1 protein-coding gene is annotated in these 445 nt (G+C 56.0%); it reads left to right on the plus strand.

Annotation, left to right across the window (positions count from 1 at the left end):
* Positions 1 to 357 (plus strand): DUF4143 domain-containing protein (locus tag NE591_RS12400; protein WP_256156763.1); only part of this gene is annotated, 357 nt, incomplete at its 5' end.
* Between the last annotated feature and the right edge of the window lie 88 nt (positions 358 to 445).

The raw sequence follows: 445 nt of genomic DNA on the forward strand, positions 1-445 counted from the left end.
AGTTCATTCAAGGGGGCGCTTGCAGAGCAGCTCGTTGCCCAAGAACTGCTTGCGAGCAGCCAGGCGGGCAACAAAGTGGATACGGGCAACAAGCTGCACTATTTCATGAACCAGTCGACGCGCACCGAAATCGATTTCATCGTAGATGGAAACGAGCGAGTGCCGCAGCCCGTGCCCATTGAGGTGAAGGCTGGAACCAATCTGAGGGCGAAAAGCCTTGCCGCTTTCGTCAAAAAGCATCTCCCAGTACTGGTCTTGCGCACTTCGTTGGCCCCTTTCTCACGTGATGGAGTGATTAAGAACGTGCCACTGTACGCGTTCGGTGCCTATTTCCACAAGGAGATCGCAGGACAATGACAACGCTCATGCTGCCACGCAGGGGAGGGAGATACGTGGCGGCCTGTATGGGGAAGAGCGACTAGACGAGAGTAGCCGGCGGTTTTGG

Source organism: Adlercreutzia sp. DFI.6.23 (genome assembly GCF_024462535.1).
In the GTDB taxonomy this organism is placed as follows: domain Bacteria; phylum Actinomycetota; class Coriobacteriia; order Coriobacteriales; family Eggerthellaceae; genus Adlercreutzia; species Adlercreutzia rubneri.